20 protein-coding genes are annotated in these 20,295 nt (G+C 47.5%); 11 read left to right on the top strand and 9 right to left on the bottom strand.

Translation table 11 applies throughout. The annotated features are described in order from the left end of the window. The first annotated feature begins 80 nt into the window (after nucleotides 1–80). The 3 genes from DKW60_RS17805 (at nucleotide 81) to DKW60_RS17795 (ending at nucleotide 3,226) form a co-directional block, all read left to right on the top strand. The gene (locus DKW60_RS17805; RefSeq protein ID WP_181389770.1) at nucleotides 81–827 is read left to right on the top strand and encodes a metallophosphoesterase; all 747 of its coding nucleotides are present in this window, start codon (nucleotides 81–83) and stop codon (nucleotides 825–827) included. A 162-nt stretch (nucleotides 828–989) separates the two neighbouring features. After that, complete coding sequence (locus tag DKW60_RS17800; RefSeq protein WP_109839016.1) at nucleotides 990–2,045, top strand: hotdog family protein; 1,056 nt, start codon at nucleotides 990–992, stop codon at nucleotides 2,043–2,045. A 344-nt stretch (nucleotides 2,046–2,389) separates the two neighbouring features. Continuing rightward, complete coding sequence (locus DKW60_RS17795; RefSeq protein ID WP_109839015.1) at nucleotides 2,390–3,226, top strand: 5-deoxy-glucuronate isomerase; 837 nt, start codon at nucleotides 2,390–2,392, stop codon at nucleotides 3,224–3,226. 226 nt (nucleotides 3,227–3,452) lie between these two features. Here DKW60_RS17795 and DKW60_RS17790 read toward each other — a convergent pair whose 3' ends face one another. The 3 genes from DKW60_RS17790 to DKW60_RS17780 all read right to left on the bottom strand — a co-directional run bounded on the left by DKW60_RS17790 (nucleotide 3,453) and on the right by DKW60_RS17780 (nucleotide 5,981). Beyond that, nucleotides 3,453–4,157: a helix-turn-helix transcriptional regulator gene (locus tag DKW60_RS17790; RefSeq protein WP_109839014.1), complete on the bottom strand. Its 705-nt coding sequence runs from the start codon at nucleotides 4,155–4,157 to the stop codon at nucleotides 3,453–3,455. Nucleotides 4,158–4,173: 16 nt separating this feature from the next. Beyond that, nucleotides 4,174–4,548: a VOC family protein gene (locus tag DKW60_RS17785; RefSeq protein WP_109839013.1), complete on the bottom strand. Its 375-nt coding sequence runs from the start codon at nucleotides 4,546–4,548 to the stop codon at nucleotides 4,174–4,176. A gap of 368 nt (nucleotides 4,549–4,916) precedes the next feature. Then, complete coding sequence (locus DKW60_RS17780; RefSeq protein WP_109839012.1) at nucleotides 4,917–5,981, bottom strand: Ig-like domain-containing protein; 1,065 nt, start codon at nucleotides 5,979–5,981, stop codon at nucleotides 4,917–4,919. 488 nt (nucleotides 5,982–6,469) lie between these two features. Between DKW60_RS17780 and DKW60_RS17775 the strand changes: the two genes are divergently transcribed. Then, nucleotides 6,470–7,801 (top strand): AAA family ATPase, encoded by a 1,332-nt coding sequence (locus tag DKW60_RS17775; RefSeq protein ID WP_109839011.1) that lies wholly within the window; start codon nucleotides 6,470–6,472, stop codon nucleotides 7,799–7,801. Between the two features lie 5 nt (nucleotides 7,802–7,806). After that, complete coding sequence (locus DKW60_RS17770; RefSeq protein ID WP_219988817.1) at nucleotides 7,807–8,406, top strand: RloB family protein; 600 nt, start codon at nucleotides 7,807–7,809, stop codon at nucleotides 8,404–8,406. Between the two features lie 32 nt (nucleotides 8,407–8,438). On the opposite strand, the gene DKW60_RS17765 is transcribed toward DKW60_RS17770, so the two are convergent. From DKW60_RS17765 to iolC, 5 genes are read right to left on the bottom strand one after another with little or no spacing between them, the layout of a single operon-like run. Further along, nucleotides 8,439–9,608 carry a Gfo/Idh/MocA family protein gene (locus DKW60_RS17765; RefSeq protein ID WP_109839009.1) on the bottom strand — a complete coding sequence of 390 codons (1,170 nt, stop codon included), beginning with the start codon at nucleotides 9,606–9,608 and terminating at the stop codon, nucleotides 8,439–8,441. Between the two features lies 1 nt (nucleotide 9,609). Continuing rightward, entirely contained in the window at nucleotides 9,610–10,749 is a 1,140-nt protein-coding gene (locus tag DKW60_RS17760; protein WP_109839008.1) for a phytanoyl-CoA dioxygenase family protein, read from the bottom strand. Nucleotides 10,750–10,753: 4 nt separating this feature from the next. Continuing rightward, the gene (locus DKW60_RS17755) at nucleotides 10,754–11,908 is read right to left on the bottom strand and encodes a Gfo/Idh/MocA family protein (RefSeq protein WP_109839007.1); all 1,155 of its coding nucleotides are present in this window, start codon (nucleotides 11,906–11,908) and stop codon (nucleotides 10,754–10,756) included. Beyond that, nucleotides 11,905–12,762 (bottom strand): class II fructose-bisphosphate aldolase, encoded by an 858-nt coding sequence (locus DKW60_RS17750; RefSeq protein ID WP_109839006.1) that lies wholly within the window; start codon nucleotides 12,760–12,762, stop codon nucleotides 11,905–11,907. The genes DKW60_RS17755 and DKW60_RS17750 overlap by 4 nt, the downstream gene beginning before the upstream one ends. Then, entirely contained in the window at nucleotides 12,752–13,804 is a 1,053-nt protein-coding gene (iolC, locus tag DKW60_RS17745; RefSeq protein WP_109839005.1) for a 5-dehydro-2-deoxygluconokinase, read from the bottom strand. The genes DKW60_RS17750 and iolC overlap by 11 nt, the downstream gene beginning before the upstream one ends. A gap of 181 nt (nucleotides 13,805–13,985) precedes the next feature. On the opposite strand from iolC, the gene DKW60_RS17740 reads away from it, so the two are divergent. From DKW60_RS17740 to DKW60_RS17715, 6 genes are all read left to right on the top strand, one after another. Next, nucleotides 13,986–14,918: a sugar ABC transporter substrate-binding protein gene (locus DKW60_RS17740; protein ID WP_109839004.1), complete on the top strand. Its 933-nt coding sequence runs from the start codon at nucleotides 13,986–13,988 to the stop codon at nucleotides 14,916–14,918. Between the two features lie 96 nt (nucleotides 14,919–15,014). Then, on the top strand, nucleotides 15,015–16,115 hold the full coding sequence (locus DKW60_RS17735) for an ABC transporter permease (RefSeq protein ID WP_109839003.1): 1,101 nt from the start codon (nucleotides 15,015–15,017) through the stop codon (nucleotides 16,113–16,115). An 11-nt stretch (nucleotides 16,116–16,126) separates the two neighbouring features. Beyond that, a complete protein-coding gene (locus DKW60_RS17730) occupies nucleotides 16,127–16,918 on the top strand; it encodes an ATP-binding cassette domain-containing protein (protein ID WP_109839002.1) in 792 nt (263 codons plus the stop codon). Between the two features lie 24 nt (nucleotides 16,919–16,942). After that, nucleotides 16,943–17,734, top strand: coding sequence for a TIM barrel protein (locus DKW60_RS17725; RefSeq protein WP_109839001.1), 792 nt, complete (start codon nucleotides 16,943–16,945; stop codon nucleotides 17,732–17,734). A gap of 18 nt (nucleotides 17,735–17,752) precedes the next feature. Then, nucleotides 17,753–18,739 carry an inositol 2-dehydrogenase gene (gene iolG / locus DKW60_RS17720; RefSeq protein WP_109839000.1) on the top strand — a complete coding sequence of 329 codons (987 nt, stop codon included), beginning with the start codon at nucleotides 17,753–17,755 and terminating at the stop codon, nucleotides 18,737–18,739. Between the two features lie 22 nt (nucleotides 18,740–18,761). Continuing rightward, nucleotides 18,762–19,628: a MurR/RpiR family transcriptional regulator gene (locus DKW60_RS17715; protein ID WP_109838999.1), complete on the top strand. Its 867-nt coding sequence runs from the start codon at nucleotides 18,762–18,764 to the stop codon at nucleotides 19,626–19,628. A gap of 51 nt (nucleotides 19,629–19,679) precedes the next feature. Here DKW60_RS17715 and DKW60_RS17710 read toward each other — a convergent pair. Further along, on the bottom strand, nucleotides 19,680–20,295 hold a 616-nt coding region (locus DKW60_RS17710; protein ID WP_219988816.1), incomplete at its 5' end, for a thioredoxin family protein.

Raw genomic sequence — 20,295 nt, 5'->3', positions numbered from 1 at the left:
ACTAATCTTCATAAATAAAGCGTCCCAAACTGCGTAGTAGTGCTATCCTCAAGGTAATAATAATGAGAGAGGAGACAACTATGAAACTCCAGATTCAAAGCGACCTGCATCTGGAATTTGCAGAGTTTGAGGCGAACTGTTCTCAGGCGGATGTGTTAATTCTTGCCGGTGATATTCATGTCGGCACCAAGGGTGTGGAGTGGGCGGTATCACTGGGACTGGATATCCCAGTTATCTATGTAGCAGGCAATCATGAATTTTACCATCACGCTTATCCCAGCTTATTTACCGCATTGCTCAAAGTCGCTGAAGGCACACACGTCCACGTACTGGAAAACAACACACTCACGCTGGATGGTGTGACCTTTCATGGCACCACGTTATGGACTGATTTTCAGTTGTTCGGTGAAAGCTGGTCGGCTGAGGCGATGGCGGAATATTCCATGCCGGATTATAAAGTCATTTGGAATGATACTGATGATGATGTTCTGGCACCGCGCCATACTAAAGCCATTCACGCTAATTCGCTGAACTGGCTTGCCAAAAGCCTTGAATCCTCGCCAAGCGAAACCAATGTGGTTGTTACGCATCATGCTCCCAGCTTTCGGTCTTGTGCTGAACGTTTTAAAAATGACAAGATGTCAGCGGCATTTATGTCTAATCTTGAGCCATTTGTTGAGCAATGGAAACCGGACGTCTGGTTTCACGGACATTGTCATAATCTCAGTGATTACCAGCTTGGCGACTGCCGGGTGGTGTGCAATCCCAGAGGCTATCCGCGAGAGTCAGGCACTGACTTTATTGAACAAATGATTGTGGAAGTTTAGTTATTCCTTGTTGTCATTCACTGATTTTGTGATTTATTAGCGATAATTTGTTGGTGCATGAAGTAGAATAGCGGGCAAATTTGACCTGAGCGTTTATAAGCGAGCCAATACAGAGGACGCAAACGCTCTTTGCTAGCATTATTTTTGAAAAAGGAAACACCTATGTCGCAGGAATACAGTATCGAAGCGCTGAATAAGCTGGATGATCAAGCCCTACAGGGTTTGGATTGGAAGAACCTGACATGCCTTAATGGCAGACTGTTGGAGCTTCATGCTGAAGGTGCTTTGGGCAATGAATCATTTGCAAAACTGCCACGTAAGCCGATTTTGTGTATTGACCAGATTGAGCGCATTGACGAAGACGGTATCGATGCATCATTTACCTTTCCTGACGATGCAGCGAACTGGGCATACAACACCGATGAGTCTTTGGAAATGTTGTTTCAGGATCAGCTGGATCAATTGGTAGGTTTCTGGGGGTCGCGTAAGGCTGACGGTATCGGTCGTGCTTTGTCCTCAGGTGTGTGTACATTGCATCAGTCACTTGATTTTGAAGCAGGTAAAAAAGTCACCTTCGCCATGACTCGCAAGAAGTGGGTAGTGAATAAAACTACCGGTACTGGAACTGCGATTTTTGATGGCGCAGTGCTAGACGCTAACGGTGACATAGTGTTAGAAAGCAAGAAAGTCATCGTGGGAATTTTGCTACCTGAAGAAATTCATGCGCTGCGTGGTAAGTACGGTGGTGAGCTGGGTGTTGAAGCAGGTGCGGATGCATCGACTTTATCCGGCTTGGAAATTCCGGTTTATGATGATGGCACTACGACAGTCGAAGAGACTGAAAGCGGTCTGACAGTGAATGCAACGCAAGCGATTAACCCTGAACTGTGGCCACTACGTTTCCACTTTAAAGGTGATCCTGTTGTACCGGGTAACTTTGGTACACATGGCATGATTGCTCTGTTAAAAGACATTGCCAAAGACAAGTTCGGGCTGAGCCAGCCTGTGTTTAAGTCTATGTTTGCAAAGAAATTCTCAGGTATGATTTTTGAGGACCCTAAGCAGATTCGTTTTGAACTGACAGGTGTGACGCAGCAAGAAGATGGTTCCGTGATTGCAGCGCAAGCGAGTTTATATCTTGAAGATCTGAGTGGTGATCTGATGATTGAAGCGCCGATTTATACCTTCAAGAAGTTACTGGTTGCTGATCAATCATAAATCTGGTGTATTAGGCCATTAGATGTTCATTTCGCTTCGCCGACTCCCAAGCTCGTAAGGACTACGCGAAGCAAACATCTAATGGCCTGTTGCGGCTTTGAGGTGTTCCACGCTTCGCCGACTCCCAAGCTCGTAAGAACTACGAGAAGCAAACATCTAATGGCTTGTTGTGGCATTGAGGTGTCCCACGTTTCGTCGACTCCTTTCTCTTGTAGGTGCTACGCGAAGCTAAGTGTATATCTGAGTAGTCGACGTCCTCTTTGAAAGTGTTGTTTTAGCTGGCATCGTTAGCTAAAGGGCTGGATAATACGACCAGTAAAAGTGCACTTTAGGAGGAAACATTTATGAGTGTCAATTTTCTGGCTTCCAATAAAGGAGAGCGGGTTCAACTTGTAGTCACGCCTGAAAGTGCTGGCTGGAAGTATTTAAGTTTTTCGGTGCTTGATCACAGCGACGGTGCTGTTTATGAAGATCAGCGTGATGGACTGGAAACAGCGATTGTTCCACTGAGTGGTTCCGGTACATTTGAAATCAACGGCACGCCTTACGATTTATCTCGCTCCAGTGTGTTTGAAGAAATGCCGATGGTACTGTACGTACATCCCGGCGACTCCATTAAGCTGTTAGAAGGCGGCAATTTATTATTTGCCATCGGTTCAGCACCGGCTGAAGGTGTTTATCCCACACGCTTACATTTACCGCAGGAAATGCGCTCTGAAATTCGCGGTGGTGGCGCGGCGTTTCGTCAGGTGAATCATATTCTGGCCGCTCCGATGCCCGCAGAGCGTTTGATCTTATTTGAAGTATATGTACCGCGTGGATGCTGGTCTGGTTGGGCGCCGCATTGTCATGATGGACATGATGGTTCGCCGTATCTGGAAGAGACTTACTACTTCAAACTCCAACCGGATACTGGCTTTTGGATGCACCGCAACTGGCGCGATGGTGAGTTTAATGATGTGATGTCAGGGCAGGATGGTGATTGTGCGATGGTGCCAAAAGGGTATCACTCCAGTGTGTGTTGTCCGGGGTCGCATATGTTTTTCCTTAACTTCCTAGCCGGTGATTTGATTGGTGAAAAGCGTTCGACGCCGCCGTGCTTCCATAGCGATTTCACGTGGATTGAGGATGACTGGGAAGCAGGGGCTTGGGAATTGCCGATTGTTAAGAAGCCGAAGTAGGGCTGGTTTTTATCAATCTTTAGAGTTGAAATTTTAAGACTGTTTTACGGTTCATCGTAAAACAGTATTTCTTTTTTTACGATGCGTCGTAAATTAGTCGTGTTTTTCTGCTCATAGGAAACGTGGAGATATTTATTCTCGCTCAGAAAAGATGCTGGTGATTCAGTAAATCAGTAAATCAGTAAATCAGTAAATCAGTAAATCAGTAAATCAGTAAATCAGTAAATCAGTAATTCGGAATTTCATCAGGCGAGGCCGAATACATCTGAGCCAGACAATCCTGCAAAGTTTGCCCTGCTTGCTCTTCAAAGCAGCGATCCAAAACATCCACCGACTTCATACGATCCAGCCGGAAAGTGCGAAACGTTCCGCGCAGTTCACACCATGCACTCAGCGTCCAAACATGACCCCAGAAAAACAAACCCAGCGGCTTCACTTCACGTTGGCTTAACGCTTCGTCCGCTCGCTGGTAAGTCAGTTTCAGATATTGATGATCGTGAATGGCTTTGCGGCAGATATCCAACGTACTTTGCAGATCTTCACGTGGGCCAAAGCGGGGAGCGTAGAGTTTACTGCCGTCCAGAACTTGCCGAAGCTCTTCAGGAATGACGGCATAGACTTTGTCCATCACTGATTGTGCGCTGGTCCCCAACTCAGCACCACCCCAGGATTGCAACATACGAGAACCAAGCACCAGAGCTTCGACCTCATCGGCATTGAACATCAACGGGGGAATGTCCAGCGAGTAACGTAGGTGATAACCAACGCCAGCCTCGCCTTCCACAGGCACACCGGAAAGGCTGAGATCCTGAATATCACGGTAAATGGTGCGAGGTGAAACCTCCAGACGATCAGCCAACTCTTGCGCCGTGACCAAGCGTTTATTCCGCAATATTTGAACAATCTGGAATAGTCGGTCGGCACGGCGCATGATGAAATCCTGTTGCTTAGTTCATCGAATATAGACCAATGCGATTGCCTTCGCTATCTAAAAACAGTGAGAAATAACCCATACCATCACCGATATTCGTCTTTGGTACATGCACTTCACTGCCACGCTCAACTGCACGCGCTAACACTGGTGCTAAGTCATCCGAGCCAAAATAAACGACCTGACCTGCTGCCGATGGCTCGTAGCCTTCGCCCTGGACTAACATGCCGCAAGTATCCGTTTCCTCGCCTCCGATCATTGCCATTTTCATGCCATTCATGTCCATGTCCTGAAAATCGAAGTCGAATACTTCGCTATAGAACTGCTTGGCGCGCTCCATGTCAGTAACTGGAATATCGAACCATACTGCGACTTTGCTTACACTGCTCATATTGATGTCCTCTTAAGTGTTAATTGTAGGATGTTTGTTGCAAGAAATTTGATATTACAGAGGGACTACTGACAGCAGTATGTCAGTAGAGATTCCGGGTTATCACAGCTAAACAGTTTGGACTAATACGCAACTGTTTCCAAATCTCGTTGCCTAAGTCACTACCTGCATCAAAAAATACCCTTTGCAGGCAACAAAAAACAACCCACTCACAGAGCGGGGGCTTTTAAAATAATCAGGAGAAATACGATGAAAAAGATCATGAGAATCATCACATTACTAGTGGTCGCAGAGGTGGTCCGAATAAAGATAAGCCACCCCTGATAATGCGGGTTCTCATACATCAGGGGTGTCTCACCAAATAAAATTTAATTCAAATCGTTTGTACGAGTAATATCAACATAACTGAAGTTTTGCCGGCCATACTCATCTTCGATCACGTACCACACCTTATCATTAGCCACAGGGCTTCCACTGTACTGAATAACAGGACGGCTGGGATAATTTGGGATAACATAAACATTATTACCGTTTTGCGAGTAATTACTGGCGAGCTTAATCACTAAGTTCTTCCCAATATCGTTACTCAATACATCAATTTCTCCTGCACCGCTGGCTGTATCAGGAACTGCAACGGGAAAGGGGGCTGTTATACCCTTATCAACCACGTTGAGGGTCACTTTCGTCCAACTCACCGTGTCATTAACCTCTTGGCGAAACTGGTTCTTAGAATCTTTGACCGCATAGGTAAATGAGTCCGTGCCAACAAACCCGTCGGGCGGTGTGTACTTCAGCTGATACTTGAGGGTGTTCTCAATGCTATAACCGTCTCTAAATGAGCCAAACTGCAACAAGTCAATCGGATACACCTCAACTTTTTCGATTTTCCCCCCTTGTTCAGAGGTAAAATTATAGTCAACAATTTCTCCCCGAAATGTAACGTCTGATGGGTTAAATAAATTGCTGAACAAGTCGTTTTCCGTCACATTGATGCGAACTGACTGGTTTTTCGGCACTTCGACAACATCTTCCAGAGGCGTAGGTAACAGCAGACTCTCTGGCTTTACATCAACCACAACTCTGACGGAATTTCTTCTCCCCTGATCATCTTCAATCACGTACCAGAAACCATCCTCACCTGAGAAACCTTCTTTTGGGACATAGGCAACATCGCCATAGTTATGGTAAGTCTCTCGAGAACTCCTTCCTGGTGTTCTTAAAGAAATACGTGCCCCCTTTTCTGACCACTCATTGACATCCACGACCGTTAAGTTGTTGCCGCGATCATTTTTTAGTAAATCAAGTTCGACGAAGGGGTAGCTTTGGTGAATTGTAAACTTATCCGCCACCGCAACGGGCCAGTCAGCCATTACCGGTGTACACAGCATTATAAATGACAAGGAAATAAAGGGCGTTAGCGGTTTTCCAAACATATCAGACACTCTTGTTTTGGGGGAAATATGAACGCCTGCGACTCATTTCATAAATGAGCCGTAGGTATTTAATCCCACCATATTCCTATCCACAGAATGGAAAATTGACAAGATTGACGAGTGGCGGAAATAGCATGATCAGCTGCAAAAACAGAATATGTTATGGTTTTGGTTTATACATATTATTATAGATATTAGGCTATTAAGTATAAATAATGTTTATTATGTTCACAAAGTATAGTGTTAGCATGCTACTGTATCTGTGATGATAACATTTATGAAACTGCAACAGATGTTGTCATAACTTCTGGCGTAGGTTTCAGGCATCAATTCCCCATCCCGCACCTTAAGATTGTTATTTCTCAATAATGTACCTCGGATATGGCGAGCACTTTAAAGGAGATATTTTCTCATTAAATTTTGATATTTTGCCTTTAGGCTTTAGTATTAGATGATTAGCAGTGTCATTTATACAACTAAGGATCGCCATGATTATCAGTATAACAATTGAAAACTGGATGTCCTTTCGTCAAGCAACCACCTTTTCTATGGTTGCAAGCCGAGAGCGTCAACATGGTGAGCGCGTACCAAAGCTCGATAAGTACCAAACCCGCGTCCTACCCATCGCTGCTATTTATGGTGGTAACGCTTCCGGTAAGACAAACTTTTTCAAAGCCATTCGATTCGCTCAATGGATGATTGTGAAAGGAACTCACCCTGATAGTGTTATTCCGGTAGAGCCATTTCGTTTGGATGATTCAGCGAGTGAACAAGCTAGTCGTTTCTCACTCGAGTTGCTCATAGATGACACGATTTACGCTTATAATTTTGCTGTAACCAAATGGGCAGTGACAGAAGAGTCATTAGTGGTCATTAATAGTAGCAGTGAAAAAGTACTGTTTGACCGAAAAGCTGATGAGGTCATTTTCGATGCCTCCCTGAAGAAAGACGAGTTCATTAAGTATGCATTTCATGGAACTCGCGATAATCAATTATTTCTAACCAACTCAGTATCGCAAAAAGTTGAAAACTTCCGCCCGGTTTATGACTGGTTCAAAGATAAGCTGGAGTTGGTTGCACCCGACAGTCGCTTTGCTGCCTTTGAACAGTACCTTGATGATGCACATCCACGGTTTGCTGCAATGAATGCGGTATTATCTCGGCTGGATACGGGTATTTCACGCTTGGGTGGCGCTGAGGTGCGCTTTGATTCTCTAGATTTTCCGGAGGAAGTTAAAAGTAAATTATTAGAGGATGTTACTGAAGGAGAGACGGTTAGAATTTTGTATAAAAAAGCTGACGAGCATTACTTGGTCTCTATGAAAAATGGCTCTTTGGTGGCTAAGCGCTTACATTCATTTCACAAACTCAGTGATGGCACTGAAGTGAAATTTGAAATGAATCAAGAGTCTGATGGCTCTAAGCGTGTCATTGATTTATTGCCTGCTTTCTTGGATTTATCAACTGAAAATAGTGACAAGGTCTATATCATTGATGAGTTGGATCGTAGTTTACATACTTCATTATCCAATACATTGCTTAATTACTATCTGGGAACTTGCTCAACTAAGAGCCGCGCACAGCTATTATTTACAACACATGACGTTCAACTTATGGACCAAAGCCTATTACGTCGTGATGAAATGTGGGTAGCGGAGCGTTCAGCCCAAGGCTATTCCAGCCTCATTGCATTCAGTGACTACAAGGACATTCGTTATGACAAAGATATTCGCAAGAGTTATTTACAAGGGCGCTTGGGTGGGGTTCCGAGAATAGCTCAAGGATCATTGCCAGAGATGTCACTTCGAGTTGCAGAGTAAATATCGTGGCTAAACGCAGATCATTTCCCAGACCTTCAGCACAGCGCCGGTATCGAAAGCTATTTGTATTAGCGGTTGAGGGTACTGTGACTGAACCACAATATTTTCAGATGTTTAATTCTGAAGTATCTATCATTCAGGTGAAGTGCTTGAAGGGTGGCCATAAATCAGGTCCGTTTCATGTGCTGAAAAGGATGAAAAAATACTTGGATGATGTTGAGCTGAGGAAAACAGACGAGGCTTGGTTGGTAGTTGATAAAGATGAATGGTCGGACAGTCAATTAAACGAGCTTTACCAGTGGTCAGCGAGCACCGGTCAGTATGGTTTAGCACTCAGTAATCCAAAATTTGAGTATTGGCTATTACTTCATTATGAACAAGGAAAGGGAGTCAGTTCATCGCGTAGTTGTACTGAGCGATTAAATCGCTATATCAAGAATTACGACAAGGGTATTGAGGGTAAACTCCCCACATTGGAACAGGTAAAAAACGCAGTTGAACGTGCAAAATTACGAGATACCCCGCCATGCAAAGATTGGCCTAGAGAGTCGGGTCAATCCACTGTCTATAAGCTGGTAGAAGCCATACTTCAGTCAGATGAGTAAAGTTAACTCACTCATCTGACCACAAGAGTCACCTAAAACTTAACCCAAGCTGATCCCCCATCCGCCGACTCAACACAACACTCCAACAGCCGATTTCCCGATATCCCCGCATCTGCATCCGGATACCAAAGCCCATCAAGCGCCGCCTGATCATGCCGCTCCATCGCATCCATTGCTAGCGCAAAGCGGTGATAAATATTCGCCCAAGACTCAAAGAATCCCTCTGCATGACCACCACCAATCCGCGCACAAACACCGGGATTATCTCCGTATAAATAACCCATGCCTCGATCCAGCAACTGCGCAGGTTGTCCCTGAACTTCATACTTCAATTGATTCGGATGCTCATCCCACCATTCAATACTGGCTTTTGAGCCGACAATGCGAATCTTCTGCTGATGCATAGAGCCGGCATTCACAGCACTAGCCCACAGCGTTCCAACCGCACCACCTTTAAACTTCACCATGACATGCGCATTATCTTCCAGTGGGGCGCGGCTTTCGATAAAACTTTGACGCATACAACTGAGTTCGTCAGGCACTAAACCGGTGACCATTTCCATGGCTTGCCAACAGTGTGTACCGATATCGCCAAGCACGTAAGTCGGGCCGGAAACTTCGGGATTCATGCGCCACTTAGCACCGGGGCTGCTTTCTTCAACAGCGGTATTGTGGAAGCCGTGGGCGAATTGCATATTCACCACACGCACATCGCCAATATCACCACGACGCACCATTTCACGGGCTTGGTGCAGCATAGGGAAGCCGGAGTAACCGTACATCACGCCGAGTACACGGTTTTTACTGGCTGCTAACGCTTTTAGTGTTTCCGATTCTGCCACGCTAAAGGTTAATGGTTTTTCGCAGACCACATGCAGTCCGGCTTCCAGCGCAGCCTTGGTAATTTCATAATGCGTGCTGTTTGGGGTAGCGATAGACACAGCTTGTAAACCGTCTTCACGCGCCGCTTCACTGGCAAACAAGGTTGTGTAGTCGGCGTAGCAACGCTCCGGTGCAACGCCCAGATTACTGCCAAATTCACGGCCACGTTCGGCGTCCAGATCAAACGCGCCAGCGACCAGTTGAAAAAAACCATCGCGACGCGCCGCTGCACGATGTGCGTGTCCGATTTCGCTGCCACGTCCACCGCCGACCATGCCCCAACGAATGGGAGATGTCAGATGTCTTTCCTCGTTAAACATATTACGTTTCTCTTCTTGTTTGATGTGTTGATAATTCGGCCTGATACGCTGCTAAGCTCAGGCCTTGTTCTAATGCGCGTTCGGTGAGTTGTCGGTGCGTCTCGGGTGCCATCCCAGCCGCAGGCGGGTCACGGTCGAGATTACTGGGGAATGAGTAGCCTTCGCAGGCGGTACTCAGCAGTGCATCGATTTCAGCCGAACGATATTGCGCGCGTTGTTCTAAAAGAATGGGGTAAATTGCGGTGCTAATGGCGTAGCGGTCTACAGTTTCCATGGCCCGACCAAAGGCGGATGACACCTGCAATAAATTACCGATACGGTGGAAATACGTGGTGCGATTATCACCCGCTGCATGAAACAACGCCGGATTAAAAAACAGAGCATCCCCTTGTTTTAGGGGTAATTGTACGGCGTGTTTTTTGAAGTAGTCTTTGAACGCTTCGTCGCGCCAAGCCAAATAGCCTTCGGCGTATTGCTGCGAAAATGGCAGTAGCATTGTCGGGCCGGATTCCAGCGGCATGTCAGTATGCGCCACACCGCCTTGCAAGGTTAGAGCAGGGGAGAGCGTGTGCACGTGCGGCGGGTATTGTGCCAATACCTCTGGTGACTGAAAACCAAGATGATAGTCCCGATGAGGTTGCTGCGCATCCGCGCCCGGCCTGACAATATTGACCTGTGAGGTCATTTGATAATTCGGCCCAAGCCAAGCTTCAGAAACTATATGCAAAATAGGGTTGGTATAGTAATCACAAAACGCCTGTGGGTCTGCCAGTGCCACTTTCTGTAGCGCATTCCAGATACGTCCATTAGCACCCGCTTTTGCAAAATGATCACCGGCAGATGTCTCAGCTTCATCCTCAAGAATCTTATCGAACCATTGGTTATGTCGTTCCAGCAATGCGATATCGGTATAAGCGCCACGAATCACCAATACGCCAGAGCCAGCTTGCAGATTCTGCGCGATTTCTTTGGACAGCTGATTTTTTATGTCGGCATTATCCGAGGCTTGCTGAAACACATCCGCTGAATAGCACAGCACCTGTTTTTCAATAGACGCCGCTAAAAGATAGTCAGCAGCACTTAAGTCTTGCTCGCAACAGCGGCGAAACTCTTCAATACTTATTGGTAGGTGCCATGTCATCGCTTTAGCCCAATGCCTGCCAAGCGGATTGCTGCTGAGAAGAAGTCAGTGCCGCTTTAATAAACTTCATGCCATCCACACCATCTTGTATATCGGGATACCACAGTGCTAATGGTTCTGGCTTTTGCCCCTGATGACGCGCCAGCATGTGATCCGCAATATCCAAATAGAGGTTGGCAAAGGCTTCTTTATAACCCTCCGGATGTCCCATCGCTACATGCGTCGCACGGTGTGCTGCTTCATGCAAGCCCTTACCACCACGTACTAAGCGACGTTCCGGTGAGTTCAGTGTGCGGTGAATCAATTCATCGGGTGATTCCTGATCCCATTCCACCGTACCTTTACTGCCCGACACGCGAATTTTTAAGCCGTGAATACCACCGGCAATCGCCTGAGTCACGGTAAAGCTACCACGTGCGCCATTGGCGTATCGCAGTAATACCCCGCAATAATCATGTGCGGTACGTCCCGGTACAATAGAGGTGACATCTGCACATAAGTCCTGTGGATTCTCTCCAGTGATGTAAGAGGCGAGATGAAAGCAATGCGTGCCAATGTCACCTAAAATCAGAGACTCGCCAGCAACCTCAGGTTTCATATGCCAGTTATCCGCTTCGTTGTCCCCTAACTCCGCCAAGTGTCCCTGAATATAATCACACTGCACGGAGCGCAGTTCGCCTAAGTCACCTGCTTCCACCATTGCGCGGGCTTGTCGCACCATGGCATAGCCGGTATAGGCGTAAGCCACACAGTAAATGCGGTCGGTCTGCGCCAGTTTTGCGGCGAGGTCTTCGGATTCTTCCAAGGTCATGGTCAGTGGCTTTTCACAGAATATATCCATGCCACAATCCAACGCTTGCAATGACAGCTCATAGTGACTGTTGTTCGGCGTCATTATCGCCAGCAAGTCGATTTTTTCGGGGTGATCTTTTTCACCGGCAAACAAATCCTCAGCCGTAGCATACGGTCTTGGAATGCCTAAGGTCTTGCCGTCATTTAAGGAGCGTTCCGGATTGGAAGACAGTACGGAAGCGGTTACTTCGAATTGCTCATGCAGCAAGGCAGCGCCACGATGCACTGTACCGATAAAAGAGTCGACGCCACCGCCAATCACACCGAGTCGCAGCTTTCTGCCTAATATATTGATTGCGCGGTTCATTGAGTATCCTCTTTATCAGTTTTGTCTTCGGCTAATAACAACATGATGCGTTCGATTTCATCACGCACAGCGGGTTGGATCTGGCGCATAAAGTGGCTGCGATCAAACTGCTCTGGTTCGGCATGCATCGCGGCTCTCAGCGAGTTGCCAATGACTTGCCGCAAGGAAGTGCCTACATTAAATTTGGCAATACGCGATTGCTTCAAACGAATGATATCCGGCTCGTGAATACCACTCGTGCCATGAATCACTAAAGGAATTTCAACAAGGCTTTCAATCTGCGCCAATCGTGGGTAATCAATTTCACAACCCGGTGCTTTAAGTCGGTGGACATTTCCCACGGCAACCGCCACAGCATCTATGCCACTTTCTGAGGCATAAGCTGCGGCTTGTTCTGGTTCGGTATAAATGGATTGGATATGGTCACGGCCTTCATCATAAGGTACCGAGCCAATTTCACCCTCTACCGATACCCCCAATGCATGTGCCACATCCACCACCTGACGGGTACGTTGAATATTGTCAGCAAGAGGTAGCTGAGAGCCGTCAAACATCACCGAGCTATAGCCTGCGTGCATCGCCTGATAGACAGTGGACTCTTCATAACAATGATCCAGATGCAGACAAATACGTGCAGAGCTGCGCTGAATAATCGGAAGTAACATACCCGCTAAGGTTTCCACGCCGAGCATATCCACCATGTCTTTATTGGTCGCCATGATGACGGGGAGATTCAGCGACTCCGCGACGTCAGTAATCGCCAGTGCATCCTCAAAGCCAAACACATTGATGCAAGCAACGGCACTTTTGGACTGTGAGGCTTCAGGTAAAATTTCAGATAGACTAACCAGCATTCTCGTCTCCTGAGATGGGTGTTGGGAAGTGTTGATTGTGCGACTGCAAGAAGCTTTCAAGCTCGGCTTTAGTGGGCATGGCCTCGCTGCATGTTCTGCGTGACACATTAATAGCCGCAGCAGCCGAGCCAAGTATCACCGAGTCTTGTAGTGATAAGTCATTGAGAATGCCGTACAGCAAACTTCCCGCGAAGGCATCACCGGCACCAAACGGCTTTTGCGCTATCACGGGGAAAATACCTTTTTCAAAATCGCCGCCGGGATAATAGACATGGCTGCCTTCATGACCTTTCTTGATAATTAGCAGGCGGGTGGGTTCTTGCAAATAATGTTCCGCGATTGAAGCGTCATCAGAGGTATTAATGCCCATGCTTTCCAGCACTGCAAACTCTTCCTGATTACCAATCACAACATCACTGAGACGTGTGGCAAGGTGGTAGTAAACCGCTGCCGCTTCAGGGCTTTCCCAGGAGTAAGCACGATAATCCATGTCCAGTGCAATTAATGTGCCATGGTCTCTGGCGTATTGCATGGCGAGTAGGGTGGCTTCCCGCGAAGGGCTGGCGCACAAGGCAGTGCCTGAGATCAGCAGGATTTTACTGTCAGCAATATATTCAGCACTAATGTCCCGGGGATGTAAGCCCAGATCTGCAGCATTGTTGCGGTAAATCACCACTTCAGGGCTGTCAGCTGACATCTCAGTCACTGCCAAACTGGTACGAACGCCGTTGTCTATTGTTTCAAGTCCGCGCGTATCCACGCCTATACTATTTAAGTAATCGCTGACATATCGACCCAAACCATCATCAGACACCGCGCCGATAAACCCGGCAGCCACATCCAGTTTACGCAGCGCCGCCGCAATATTCGCCGGTGAACCTCCCACGAATTTTTCAAAACCGGAGACTTCAGTAAAGCTGGCATGATCTTCGCGGGCATACAAATCTACACCTGCACGTCCAAGACAAATCACATCAATAGGACGTTGTGCTAAAGGTTGCCCTTTGACGGTTTGGGTATCTGGCCAGGCGAATAAAGTCATAAGACGTGCTCATCTAGATTTATAGAATGCCAATCATCATACTGTAACTTTATTTTAGAATAAATATTCTATTGACAGATAATTTGGGAAAATTTATTCTGTGCGTAGATGAAATTTGTTCTATGCCGGTATTACTTATCGGGTTTTTGAGTGTTTTCCATCGTCTCTGGGAGGAGTAAAGATGAAAAAATTATTAAGTTCCGTGGCTATTGCCTTAACTTTGACAGCTGGCTCGGCTTTCGCTGGCAGTCATGGTAATGATGTCAATATAGCCGTGGTCTCTCACGGTCAGGCTAACGATGCATTTTGGTCAGTGGTAAAGAATGGTGTTGAAGCGGCCGGTAAAGACATGAATGTGAAAGTGGACTACCGTTCACCTGAGACATTCGACATGGTGGCAATGTCGTCTTTAATCGATGCAGCAGTAAACCAAGAGCCAGACGGCTTAGTGGTATCTATTCCGGATGGTGATGCACTTGGCGCGGCGATTAAGAAAGCAGTAGCGGCAGGTATCCCTGTTATCTCTATGAACTCAGGTTCAAACGTAGCGCCTGAGCTGGGTGTATTACTACACGTCGGTCAGGAAGAGTTTGATGCGGGTAAAATCGCGGGTGCAAAGCTAAAATCAATGGGTGGTAAAAAAGCACTGTGTGTTAACCACGAAGTCGGTAACGTATCACTTGACCAACGTTGTGCAGGTTTTGCAGAAGGTTTTGGCGCGATTGAAGTGCTACCAACAACCAATGATCCTGCAGATGTGAAGTCAAAAGTTAAAGCAGCATTAGAGAAAGATGGCGACGTCGACACAGTATTGACGCTAGGTGCTAGTACTGCGGGTGAGCCTGCATTAGCGGCAATTGCTGAGATGGGTAAAGAGGTTAATATCGGTACATTCGATATGTCGGCTAACTTCCTGAAAGCAGTTGCAGACGGTAAAGCAGCATTCTGTATTGACCAGCAGCAGTACCTACAGGGTTACTTACCAGTCGCGTTCCTTGCAATGCATGCGCGTTTCGGTTTGATGCCGGGTGGAAACGTTCCTTCTGGTCCTAACCTGATCACTCAAGAAAAAGCAGCTCAGGTAGTTGAGCTTGCGGCTAAAGGTATTCGTTAATACCGGTTTAGCTTGATACTCCCTCCCCAGTCAGGGGAGGGACGTTTTATCTGTACGTCCCGATTTTCTTCTTAATTTATCTCAAGGTCCTATCTTATGAGTGCTGATAAGCCCATGGCTGACGAGCGACTGGCAAAGGTTAGTTTGACAAAGAGTTTGTTACAACGACCTGAAGTAGGTGCTGTCGTTGGTCTCATTGCCGTTATTCTATTCTTCACGGTTTACGCAGACAGTCGTATGTTTTCGCTGTCTGGCATAATGAATTTTATGGAACCCGCTGCCCAGCTGGGGATTCTGGCCATTGCTGCTGCCTTGTTAATGGTTGGCGGTGAGTTTGATTTATCGATAGGATCAATGATTGCCTTTGCAGGTATCGCGCTGGGAATTCCGCTGGTGTTGTGGGGTTGGCCGTTATCCTTGAGTATTCTGTTTGCGTTTGGGGTGGCGGTGATTACCGGAGCCATTAACGGATTTATCGTATTACGTTCAGGTTTGCCATCCTTTATCGTGACCTTAGCGTTCTTGTTTATCTTGCGCGGGCTAACGTTGGTTTCGCTGAAAGAAGCCACCGGAACCACTCAGTTACGTGGTGTGAAAGAAGCCGCTGGCGATAGCTGGCTGGTAGAGATGTTTTCAGGGGATGCCTTTGAAGGCGCGTTTACATGGCTGGCCAATATGGGCTGGATTGACACTTTCAAGAACGGTACGCCCAAGGTGCAAGGCATTCCGGTTGAAATTATTTGGTTTGTTGTTTTGGCACTAGCGGCTAGCTGGCTACTAACCCGTACTCGTTTTGGTAACTGGATCTTTGCTGCTGGTGGTGATCCGATCGCGGCGCGCAATGTCGGTGTGCCGGTGAATCGCGTGAAAATTATTCTGTTTATCTTCACCGCAATGGCAGCTACCTTGGTGGCAACGATTACCGTGCTGGAGTTTGGAACAGCCGATGCCAGCCGTGGTTTGCTCAAAGAATTCCATGCGATTATCGCCGCAGTTATCGGTGGTTGTTTGCTAACCGGTGGTTATGGTTCAGCCATTGGCGCGATGGTCGGTGCAGTAATCTTTGGAATGGTACAGATCGGTATCACTTACACCAATATCAATCTTGATTGGTTCCAGGTGTTTATGGGAGCGATTCTGCTTATTGCGGTAGTACTCAATAACTGGGTACGTAACAAAGCCATGTCAGCACACTAAGGAGACCGGAAATGAGTGAAGATACAAGAAAGCCGGTCATTGAACTGGTTGATATTGAAAAGCATTTCGGTGCGGTGATTGCCTTAGCAGGTGTTTCGTTCTCGGTTTATCCCGGCGAGTGTCACTGTTTATTAGGTGATAACGGTGCGGGTAAATCGACATTCATCAAGACCATGTCTGGCGTACATCAGCCTACTAAAGGCAAGATTGTGATGGACGGTAAGAATATGAATTTCGGCAGCCCGCGGGCAGGGATGGAAGCGGGTATTGCCACGGTTTATCAGGATCTGGCGATGATTCCCTTGATGTCTGTGACTCGTAATTTCTGGATGGGACGTGAGCCACAAAGCGGTTTCTGGCCATTCAAAAATATGGACTTCAAGAAAGCTGACGAAGTCACCATGAGCGAAATGGCTAAGATGGGGATTAATCTTCGTGAGCCAGGGCAGGCTGTCGGAACATTGTCAGGTGGTGAACGCCAGACCGTAGCGATTGCGCGTGCGGTTTACTTCGGTGCGAAGGTATTGATTCTGGATGAGCCGACCTCAGCACTGGGTGTGCGCCAAACTTCCAATGTATTGGCGACGGTCGATAAGGTGCGCAAGAGCGGTGTGGGTGTGGTGTTTATCACGCATAACGTGCGACATGCTTTAGCAGTGGGGGATCGCTTCACGGTATTGAATCGCGGGAAAACCTTAGGCACAGCAAAGCGCGGCGAAATAACACCGGATGAACTACAGGATATGATGGCTGGTGGTCAGGAAATGGCGCAGCTGGAAGGCTCTTTGGGCGGAACTGTTTAATATGGCTAGCTATGGAGATCAGTGATGAGTAACGATAATCAACCGTTCGAACTGGCCGCTTGTGTAGAGATGCTGTGGCAAGACCGCCCGATGGATTGGCGCGTCAACCGATTGGCTGAGCTGGGTTTTGGTGTTGGACTCTGGAACTGGCCGGATCATGATTTGGACGCGCTGGAACAATCCGGTGCGAACTTCACCATTATGAATGGCTATCTGGAAGGTCGCCTCAGTGATGATGAAGGTGCTGAACGGCTGCTGGAAACGGCGTATGAAACTGCGCAAGTAGGTAAACGCTTATCGGTGGATCGCCTGAATTTACATGGCACCGGACTGGGTGAAGGTGGTTTGCCAGTGACACCTTGTGAGGTAGTGACAGGTGATATGTGGCTAAAAGCTCAAGACACCCTGACCAAACTCGCAGAAATGGGAGAGCAGGAAGGTGTGGTGTTCACCCTAGAAAACCTCAATCTGCCGGTGGATCATCCGGGTGTGCCGTTTGGGCGTGCTGAAGACACCATTGCATTAGTGAGGTCCGTCAATCACCCAAGCCTGAAACTCAATCTGGATTTGTATCATGCTCAAATCGGTGAGGGCAATTTGATCGAGTTGTGCCGCAAAGCACTGCCGTGGATTGGAGAGATACAGGTGGCGGATGTACCGGGCCGCATGCAACCCGGTACCGGTGAAATTCATTACCGCAATATTGCCTTGGCTCTGGCTGATATGGGATATCGCGGGCCGATAGCTATGGAGGCTTATGCCTCAGATGACCCTGAAGTTGCACTGGAGCAGTTCAGAACAACCTTTACACTTTGATTTTGATAGGAAAATAACATGCTAAATATTTGCCTGATTGGCGCGGGTCGCATTGGTAAAGTTCACGCGATGGCCATTGAAAGCGTTCCCGGTGCGCGCATCAGTCATGTGGTTGATCCTTATCCTGAAGGCGCGGCAGCGCTGGCGGCTCAACTCAATGCCAATGTGCTTTCTGAAGAGGAGGCCTTTGCCAGTGCTGATATCGATGCATATATCATCGCCAGTTCAACCGATACCCATTCTCCGTTGCTGTCTCGTTGTGCAGCGGTTGAGAAGCCAGTGTTTTGTGAAAAACCCATCGACCTTGATTACGACAGGGCGGCTGCCTGTGTACAGGCGGTGAACGAGGCAGAAATCACCTGCATGCTTGGTTTTAATCGCCGTTTTGATCCCGGCTTTGCCCAGCTTAAAGAGCAACTGCAATCCGGTGCGATTGGTAAGCTGGAAACACTGATTATCACTAGTCGTGACCCTGAGCCACCACCGGTTGAGTACATCAACGTATCCGGCGGCTTGTTCCGTGACATGATGATTCATGATTTTGATATGGCGCGTTGGTTGCTGGATGAAGAGCCAACCCGCATCTATGCGACTGGCAGTGTTATGGTCGATCCGGCGATTGGTGAGGCCGGAGATATCGATACGGCCAGTGTCACGCTGAGCACGGCCAGCGGTGCCATCGCGATCATCACTAACAGCAGACGCGCCAATTATGGTTATGATCAACGCATCGAAGCCTTCGGTGCAGGTGGCATGCTGCAAGCCAATAACAATCTGGAGAATAATGTAGTACGATCCGGCGCCGAAGGCATTATTGGGGCAAAACCGCAGTTTTTCTTTCTGGAGCGATATGCGGATGCTTACCGTATTGAGCTGACGCGCTTCGTAGAAGCCCTGCAAGGCAATACAACGCCGCCGACAACCGCAGATGATGGCTTGAAAGCATTAGCACTGGCTGATGCGGCGAAGCGATCATTGGATAGTGGTATGCCTGTCGATTTATAAGTTTATTATTGAGTAAGGTACTATGAGTAGCCGACCTGACCCAGAGCATGAGACAAATATTGAAATTACCAGTCTGAAGCAATTGCAAGGTGCGATCGCGGAAAATCAGGCTGGTTTGAGTAAGCGTCTCCGGCAGGTTGCAGGTTGGTTATTAGAGCATCCGAATCAAACGGCGTTTAGCACTTTGGCTGAGATTGCTGAATCCGCGGGTGTACATGCATCCACCTTGGTACGTTTCGCTAACTTCTTTGGCTTCAATGGTTTCTCAGAATTGCAGAAACTTTACAAGCAAGATCTTCTGGATAACACCAGCAACTACCAACAGCGCATTCAGCAAGTCAAAGAGGTCGCTGATCATTCCCTGGATAATCGAGCAGCGGGCTTATTACAAGAATTTGCCAGTGCTAATGTGCTGACGATGGAGCTATTACGCGCTCAGGTTAGTCCGGATGCTATAAATGCAGCGTTGGACGCCATGATTGAGGCGAAGAATATCCATATCTGTGGATTTCGTCGGGTTTATTCTGTCGCACATTATTTCCATTACGCGCTGAGTCAGTTGAATGTGCCGAGCTATTTGATGACGGGTACGGGCGGGATGTTGGATGAGCAGTTGCAGTGGATGGATAAGTCTTCACTGCTGATTGCGATTACCTTTCATCCTTATATCAATCTGACCCGTGACGCGGTGGCGACGGCGCATAAGAAGGGTGCAAAAGTTTTACTGATTACAGACAGTGAGTTATGTCCGGTGGCGGATATTGCGGATCATTTGTTGGTGGTCAGGGAAGCGGAAGTCAGAGCGTTCCGCTCCCTGAATGCAACGTTTTGTCTGGCACAGACCTTATGTGTGGCATTAGGTTATCAGCGCCAGAATAATACTGATTAAAAAGCTAAAAAGCTAAAAAGCTAAGCTTTCAAGTGGGTTCATCCAGTCAGCTTAGTACTTTACACTGCAGCCGTAAGGGCGGGTTACTGCCTTAGCGAGAGGCTTACCTTCAAGCATACTGTTTAACGCAAGCTCAACATACGGCTCTGCTTCTTCAATATCTGAGGTGCTGGCACTGGCGATACTATCGATTCCACCCATATAACGCATGACACCTTTTTCAATCACATACATATGCGGTGTGGTTCTTGCGCCATAAGCACGTCCGACTTCACCTTTAGGGTCTAATAAAACCTGAGTCGGTGCTGCATCGCGAGAGGTGGTAAGCTTATTCGCTTCATCGGCAGAGACATAGCCTTGCTTGCCCGGAGCAGATGAAATCACACTCAACCACATTACACCTTTATCAGTGTATTGCTTTTGTAGTTTCTGCATATTGCCGCTGCGGTAGTGCTTGCGAACATAGGGGCAGTCGTGGTTTGTCCATTCCAGTACGACCGTTTTATCAGCGTAGTCGGATAATTTATGTGTTTTGCCATCACTACCGATGAGTTGGAAGTCTGGCGCGGGCTGGCCTACTTTAACGGCCGCATGAGCAAGCGCCATCCAGCCGATCAAGCACAGGCTGATGAGGCTGAGATAGAATTTTTTATTAGTCCTCTTCAAG

It is taken from the genome of Leucothrix pacifica, assembly GCF_003172875.1.
Lineage (GTDB): Bacteria > Pseudomonadota > Gammaproteobacteria > Thiotrichales > Thiotrichaceae > Leucothrix > Leucothrix pacifica.
The sequence above is the reverse complement of the archived record's forward strand: the minus strand, read 5'-3'. Positions and strand labels throughout refer to the sequence as shown.